The sequence below is a fragment of the Pararcticibacter amylolyticus genome, from assembly GCF_003130405.1.
Classification (GTDB): Bacteria; Bacteroidota; Bacteroidia; order Sphingobacteriales; family Sphingobacteriaceae; genus Arcticibacter; species Arcticibacter amylolyticus.
Map to the genome: position 1 here is coordinate 312,650 of NZ_QEAS01000002.1, position 7,253 is coordinate 319,902.

Annotated in this window: 6 protein-coding genes and 1 riboswitch; of the genes, 5 read left to right on the plus strand and 1 reads right to left on the minus strand. The window is 44.0% G+C overall.

Annotated features, from left to right (window positions below; genetic code table 11):
* Positions 1-98 precede the first annotated feature (98 nt).
* From DDR33_RS03785 to DDR33_RS03805, 5 genes are all read left to right on the plus strand, one after another.
* On the plus strand, positions 99-1,736 hold the full coding sequence (locus DDR33_RS03785) for a CTP synthase (RefSeq protein WP_109414424.1): 1,638 nt from the start codon (positions 99-101) through the stop codon (positions 1,734-1,736).
* Positions 1,737-3,572: a membrane protein insertase YidC gene (yidC, locus tag DDR33_RS03790; RefSeq protein WP_109414425.1), complete on the plus strand. Its 1,836-nt coding sequence runs from the start codon at positions 1,737-1,739 to the stop codon at positions 3,570-3,572. It abuts the gene before it with no gap.
* 168 nt (positions 3,573-3,740) lie between these two features.
* A riboswitch (cobalamin riboswitch) is annotated at positions 3,741-3,939 on the plus strand.
* 94 nt (positions 3,940-4,033) lie between these two features.
* Positions 4,034-6,181, plus strand: coding sequence for a ribonucleoside triphosphate reductase (locus DDR33_RS03795; protein WP_109414426.1), 2,148 nt, complete (start codon positions 4,034-4,036; stop codon positions 6,179-6,181).
* On the plus strand, positions 6,141-6,311 hold the full coding sequence (nrdD, locus tag DDR33_RS26860; RefSeq protein WP_109414427.1) for an anaerobic ribonucleoside-triphosphate reductase: 171 nt from the start codon (positions 6,141-6,143) through the stop codon (positions 6,309-6,311). The genes DDR33_RS03795 and nrdD overlap by 41 nt, the downstream gene beginning before the upstream one ends.
* Positions 6,292-6,978: an anaerobic ribonucleoside-triphosphate reductase activating protein gene (locus tag DDR33_RS03805; RefSeq protein ID WP_109414428.1), complete on the plus strand. Its 687-nt coding sequence runs from the start codon at positions 6,292-6,294 to the stop codon at positions 6,976-6,978. Before nrdD ends, DDR33_RS03805 begins: the two co-directional genes overlap by 20 nt.
* Before the next feature lie 59 nt (positions 6,979-7,037).
* Here DDR33_RS03805 and DDR33_RS03810 read toward each other — a convergent pair whose 3' ends face one another.
* Entirely contained in the window at positions 7,038-7,244 is a 207-nt protein-coding gene (locus DDR33_RS03810; RefSeq protein ID WP_109414429.1) for a cysteine-rich CWC family protein, read from the minus strand.
* Positions 7,245-7,253 lie beyond the last annotated feature (9 nt).

The following is a 7,253-nucleotide window of genomic DNA, read 5'->3' on the forward strand; positions in this document are numbered from 1 at the left end:
TTTTTTCTGCTTTCATCTTTTTTTATCTACCTTTGTAACCCGTACAAAAGCATGATATTTCCCGGATTTCCGGAATATCATGAAAACTCACAATACACATGACCAAATACATTTTTGTTACGGGCGGCGTAACTTCGTCGTTAGGAAAAGGAATTATTTCTGCTTCATTAGCTAAGCTTCTTCAGGCACGCGGATACCGTGTTACAATTCAAAAGTTTGATCCTTACATCAATATTGATCCGGGAACGCTTAATCCTTATGAGCATGGTGAATGTTATGTAACGGAAGACGGAGCAGAAACGGACCTTGACCTTGGTCATTACGAGCGTTTTCTAAACGTCCCTACATCACAGGCAAATAATATCACCACAGGGCGGATCTACCAGAACGTTATTAATAAAGAACGTGAAGGTGCTTACCTGGGAAAAACAGTCCAGGTGGTTCCGCATATCACAGATGAAATTAAGCGCAACGTCCGGATATTGGGAGAAAACGGGGAATATGATATTGTGATCACCGAGCTTGGGGGTACAGTAGGCGATATTGAGTCCCTTCCCTATATAGAAGCGGTAAGACAGTTCAGGTGGGAAACCGGCTATAACAATTCGCTTGTTATACACCTCACCCTGATTCCCTTCCTTGCGGCGGCAGGCGAGTTAAAGACTAAGCCGACACAGCACTCTGTAAAAACGCTGCTGGAGTACGGAATCCAGCCGGACGTGCTTGTTTGCCGTACAGAACATCACCTTTCTCCTGATCTCAGACGGAAAATTGCACTATTCTGTAACGTGAACATTAACGCCGTGGTGGAATCGATTGATGCATCTACGATCTACGATGTTCCGCTTCTGATGCTTAAAGAGCAGCTGGACAAAACGGTACTTGCCAAGCTGAAGCTTTCAACCAAAAATGAACCCAACCTCGAGAACTGGAAAAACTTCCTCGGCAGGCTCAAAAACCCTACCTCTGAAGTGCGTATTGGCCTCGTGGGTAAATACGTGGAGCTTCCTGATGCGTATAAGTCCATCAATGAAGCTTTTATACATGCCGGGGCAAGCAATGAATGCAAAGTAAAGGTTGTGTGTGTGCATTCGGAAAGCATTACGGAGGAAAACGTTGCCGAACGTCTTGCAGGGCTGCACGGAGTGCTGGTTGCTCCGGGATTCGGAAACCGGGGGATTGAAGGAAAAATCAATGCAATCCGCTATGTGAGAGAAAACAATATTCCTTTCTTTGGAATCTGTTTGGGTATGCAGTGTGCAGTGATTGAGTTCGGGCGAAATGTGCTGGGATTAAATGCTGCCCATAGTACTGAAATGGACGAGAACACTCCTTATCCTGTGATTTCCATGATGGAAGAACAGAAAAAGATAAAGAATAAAGGGGGAACCATGCGACTTGGTGCTTATACCTGTGATCTTAAGAAAGGATCGAAGGCCGCAGCTATCTACGGAAAACCTCAGGTCTCGGAACGTCACCGTCATCGGTACGAGTTCAATAACGAATTTTTAAAGAAATACGAAGATGCTGGTATGATTGCATCAGGAATTAATCCGGATAATAACCTTGTTGAAATTGTTGAACTGAAAAACCATCCGTTTTTTGTAGCAGGTCAATTTCACCCGGAATTAAAATCGACTGTTGCCAATCCTCACCCACTTTTTGTTAACTTTGTCGCCGCTTCTCTGGGATATGCCCGGAAAAATAAAATTTTGAAAGAGGATATCAGCAAATAAATGGATAGAAACACGTTCACAGGGTTATTTTTAATCTTAATTATTCTTATCGGATTCACTTACCTCACCCGTCCATCGGAAGAGGAGATCAAACGGGAAAGAATAGTCCAAGATTCGCTGACCCGGGTAAAATCAGGAAAACAGGCACCGGCTGCTGTACAGCCAAAACAGAAAAATGAAGTACCGGCAGTGGATTCATCGCTGCTCCGCGGACCTTTTGGTCCGGCAAATCAGGGAACAGAAGCAACTGTGCTTCTGCAAAATGAACATCTGAAAGTTAATCTCAGTACCAAAGGTGGCCGGATCGCTTCTGTTGAATTAAAAGAATATAAGACCTACGATAAAAAACCTCTTATTCTTTTTAACGGGGAGGACAGTAATTTCGGTTTGGTATTGCATGCAGGTAATAACGTCATCAGCACCAAAAATCTTTACTTCACTCCTTCTGCTGAGCAGTTGACTGTCAGCAGTAAGGATTCGGGATCTGTAACGATGCGCCTGCCGTATTCAGCAGGCCAGTATATCGACTACATCTATTCTTTAAAGGGAGATAGTTATAAGGTTGACTTAAAGATTGTTACTCACGGTCTTCAAAATGTACTTTCATCTGCCCAGCCGCTGTCGCTCACATGGGACGCGACTCTCAGACAGAAAGAAAAGGATATTGCAAGTGAGCACCGGTATTCGGGAGCTTATTTCAATCATGCGGATAATGAGGTTGATCATATCGGAACAACCAAGGATGAAAAAAAGGAACTCGGCGAAGATGGTAAGATCAGGTGGGTATCATTTAAACAACACTTCTTCTCGAATGTGCTGATTGCAAAAAATGGTTTTGATAAAGGCTCCCTCTCTGTCAGCACTTCTGCTGCTCCGGGAGTTGTAAAATCATTCTCAGCCTCTATGCAGCTGCCAGCACCTAAGCAGGCTGAAAATGTCTACCCGCTGGAATTTTATTTCGGGCCGAACCGTTTTGTAACGCTTAAAGCCCAGGGATACGATCTTGAACGCCAGATAGACCTTGGCTGGGGGCCGTTGAAATACATTAACCGTGTAGTTGTAATTCCAATTTTCAACTTCCTGGAAGGGTTGAACTGGAACTATGGATTAATTATCCTGGTGCTGACGATCCTGCTTAAGCTTGTCTTATCTCCTCTTACATACAAATCTTACCTGTCGATGGCTAAGATGCGTATTCTGAAGCCTGAAATGGATGAGATTAAAGCAAAGGTTGGGGAAGACAATCCGACTCTTCTGCAACAGGAGTACCTCAAGCTCTATAAAAAAGCCGGAGTAAACCCGCTTGGCGGATGTATTCCGATGGTGCTGCAATTGCCTATTGTCATGGCGTTCTTCTTCTTCTTCCCCAATCTTTTCGAGCTGAGGCAAGAGAGCTTTTTATGGATGAAGGACTTGTCTACCTATGATTCGGTCATCAATTTTACGAAGATCCCGCTTATCAATATTGATCACGTGAGCTTAATGTGTTTGCTGATGACCATATCAACCCTGATTATTACTTACTTCAATAATCAGACTTCGGGGGCTACCGGTCAGATGAAATACATCGGATATATTACGCCGGTCATATTTCTTGGGGTGCTGAACAGTTATCCATCCGGACTGAATTATTACTACTTCCTGGCCAACCTGCTAACGTTCGTTCAACAAATGATCATCAGGCAATGGGTTAACGATGATAAGATCCATGCCCGGATCCAGGAGAATAAAAAGAAGCCGGAAACTGAGAAGAAAAAATCAAAGTTTCAGCAGCGTATGGACGACTATATGCGTCAGCAGCAGACGAAAACACGCGATCAGTCAAAGAAAAAATAGCGTAAGACTTATCGGTCTTAAAGGCAAACAAACAACATCTCTCCTGGCAGAGATCCGCAACAAGGCTCCGGTATCCCCGGAGCCTTGTTGCTTTATCAGCAATTAACTTTCCACAATCGACGGTCCTTTGTTGAAAACATCCTGTATGTTTATCGGATTTTTACCTTTAGACTTGCAGCTGTTTCCGGTTCCATTCCTTTCATCCAGAAAGGAAGGATTAAAAGGGAACCCGGTGAGAATCCGGGACTATCCCCGTAGCTGTAAGTTCCGCATGGGGTTTAACCATTACGTCACTGTTTGCCGAGGCAGATGGGAAGGCGGTTAAACCGGAACAAGTCAGAATACCTGCCGGAAGCTGATTGTAGCTTTCGGGTGAAAGGTATTACAAAAAGAAAAGCTGTACCCTCTTCTCTTTTTTGTATTCCCCCGTAGCTTTTTATTTGAATCACGAATAATAAGATATGGTCAATTATGTAATTAAACGAAACGGCGAATTTGAACCTTTTCAATCTTTTAAAATCAGGGATGCTATAGAAAAAGCCTTTGAAAGCGTTGGTTCTGAGCTGGATGAAAGAATCTGCAACAACACGGTAAACACACTCAGCAGCAAGGCTGTGTGGTCTGTTGAAGAAATACAGGACCTGATAGAGAAAGAGCTCTTTTCGAAGGGACACTTTACGGTAATGCGCTCCTTTATGATTTACCGGCATACCAGGAAACTTCAGCGGGAACATTCAGAAGGCCTTAATGATGACACAACTTTTGTCGACAGTTCGCATACGATAGAAGAATACATCAATCAGACCGACTGGCGGATCAACGCGAACGCTAATACCTCCTATTCAAATGCAGGGATGGTGAATAACGTAGCCGGAAAGATTATTGCAAATTACTGGCTCGACAAAGTTTACTCTAAAGAAGAAGGGTATGCACACAGGAACGGAGATATCCATATACATGACCTCGACTGCCTGACGGGCTATTGTGCCGGATGGAGTTTGCGGGCACTGTTAAATGAGGGATTCAACGGGGTCAGAGGCCGTGTTGAAAGTACTCCTCCGAGCCACTTCAGGGAAGCGCTTGGGCAAATGGCCAATTTCTTAGGGATCCTGCAAAGCGAGTGGGCCGGCGCACAGGCATTCAGCTCATTCGATACCTACCTCGCACCCTATGTTTTCAAAGATAAGCTCGGCTATGCCGACATCCTGAAGGCAGTAAGAAGCTTTGTTTACAATCTGAATGTGCCCGCCAGATGGGGTCAGTCTCCCTTCACCAACATTACGATCGACTGGACGGTACCTGAAGACCTGAGGGGCCAGATACCTACCAGTAACGACATCCACCTGTTTCAGGGCATTTCAGATCCTGAACTCGAAAGAAAGGCAGCTGAGAAAGGTGTTAAATCGCTTTCCGACCTTTGCTATGGTCATTTCCAGGAAGAAATGGAGATGATCAACAAGGCGTATTATACCGTGATGACTGAAGGAGATGCCAACGGTCAGCCTTTTACTTTCCCCATCCCTACCGTGAACATTACGGAAGATTTCGACTGGCATGGCCCCAATACAGATCTGCTTTTTGAAAACACCGCTAAGATCGGCTCTTCATATTTCCAGAACTTCATAGGAAGTCAGTATATGACAGACGAAGATGGCAACAGGGTGGAGAACCCGCATGCTTACAAGCCCAATGCGGTAAGAAGCATGTGCTGCAGGCTGCAACTCGACCTCAGAGAACTTTTGAAGCGCGGGAACGGCTTGTTCGGCAGTGCAGAAATGACCGGAAGCATCGGGGTAGTGACAATCAATATGGCCCGTCTGGGGTACCTTTATAAAAACAATAAAAAGGAACTGTTTGACCGCCTGGACTACCTCCTGGATATCGCATGCTCTACGCTTGAAAAAAAGAGGAAGTTCATACAGGAAATGTATGACCGGGGCCTTTACCCTTATACAAAGAGATATCTGAAACATTTCAGGAATCATTTTTCAACTATTGGAGTAAATGGGATCAACGAAATGATCCGTAACTTTCATAACGATGGTGACTCGATCGTCTCCGCTTCAGGAAGAGATTTCGCAGCTGAAGTGCTCGATTATATCAGACAAAAAATGACAGTGTTCCAGGAAGAAACCGGTAATCTTTATAATCTCGAAGCTACTCCGGCGGAAGGAACAACCTATCGTTTTGCCAAAGAAGATAAAAAGCGCTTTCCGGAGATCTTACAAGCGGGAGAAGAGGGGAATATATATTACACTAACAGCTCCCAGATTCCTGTTAACTACACCGACGATCCATTTGAGGCACTGCTGCTCCAGGACGAACTTCAATGCAAATATACCGGCGGAACAGTGCTGCATCTTTACATGCGCGAAAAGATCAGCTCTCCTGAGTCATGCAGGAACCTCGTAAAAAAGGTGCTTTCCAAATTCAGACTTCCCTATATAACGGTCACCCCCGTATTCAGTATATGCCCCGTTCACGGCTATCTAAATGGAGAACATGAATATTGTCCGGTTTGTGACGAAGAACTCATTAAAGAATTACAATCAAAAAATATAAAAGAACATGAACAAGCAGCACACACAGGAAATCCTGTCGGCCAATGAGGAGAAAAGAACAAAATGCCTGGTTTATACCAGGGTGATGGGCTATCACCGTCCGGTAGAAAGCTTTAATACGGGTAAAAAGGGTGAACATAAACAACGAACCCATTTCAATGAGAGATACTGCAGCTAAGCCAATCTACAGTATTACTCCTTTTACATTACTCGATTATCCGGATAAAACAGCCTGCATCGTTTGGTTTGCAGGCTGTAATATGAAATGTGCTTATTGCTATAACCCGGAAATTGTTTACGGCAAGGGCAGGATGAGTTATTACGATGCCATGAACTTCATTATCAGCAGAAAAGATCTTCTTGACGGGGTTGTCTTCAGTGGCGGAGAGTGTACCAGTCATTCCAATATCACAGTGTTCGCAGGCGCTATTAAAAAATTGGATATGCTGGTTAAAGTAGACACCAACGGTTCGAATCTGCGTACCATCAAAAGAATGATTGAAGAAAAGGTGGTCGACTATATTGCTCTTGATTATAAAGCACCGGAGGCAAAGTTCAGCGAGGTAACTCAATCGGGGCTATACAGAAAATTTGAAGAGACATTTGATTTTCTGAACGCCTCATCTGTTCCGTTTGAAGTCAGAACGACTGTTCATTCCTCCATTTTAGAAAGAGCAGATCTCCAGGAAATGATCTGCTTCCTGAAGAAAAAGAACTACACGGGCAATTTCTATCTTCAGAACTATGTAGGTGAAAAACAAACAATAGAAGAACTCCAAATGTCAGAGCGGATTAGCCTGAATGAATTAGACACACACGGATTATCTGTTATTGTAAGAAACTAGGATCATATTTTGATCTGCAGAAAAGCGGCCGGCAAAAACGACCGTTTTTTTATGGTCCGTCAGCAGGATTTAATCGAATTTTCGTATTCTTCCTTTAACTCTCTCAGACAACCTGCACACAGACACCCTTCATAAAGTTCGCTGATATACTGTACTTCATTCAGATTGAGGTACACTTGGCTGCACTGGCAGCGGGTATAAGAGTTGGCTTTACACTCTATCCGCGTTCTGCATCTCTCACATTGAATAATCTCGTGTTTTATCATCCGGTATGC

Excerpts from the sequence above, each read along its gene's own strand:
- DDR33_RS03785 (WP_109414424.1), top strand. The coding sequence starts at position 99 with ATGACCAAATACATTTTTGTTACGGGCGGCGTAACTTCGTCGTTAGGA.
- yidC (WP_109414425.1), top strand. The coding sequence starts at position 1,737 with ATGGATAGAAACACGTTCACAGGGTTATTTTTAATCTTAATTATTCTT.
- DDR33_RS03795 (WP_109414426.1), top strand. The coding sequence starts at position 4,034 with ATGGTCAATTATGTAATTAAACGAAACGGCGAATTTGAACCTTTTCAA.
- nrdD (WP_109414427.1), top strand. The coding sequence starts at position 6,141 with ATGAACAAGCAGCACACACAGGAAATCCTGTCGGCCAATGAGGAGAAA.
- DDR33_RS03805 (WP_109414428.1), top strand. The coding sequence starts at position 6,292 with ATGAGAGATACTGCAGCTAAGCCAATCTACAGTATTACTCCTTTTACA.
- DDR33_RS03810 (WP_109414429.1), bottom strand. The coding sequence starts at position 7,244 with ATGATAAAACACGAGATTATTCAATGTGAGAGATGCAGAACGCGGATA.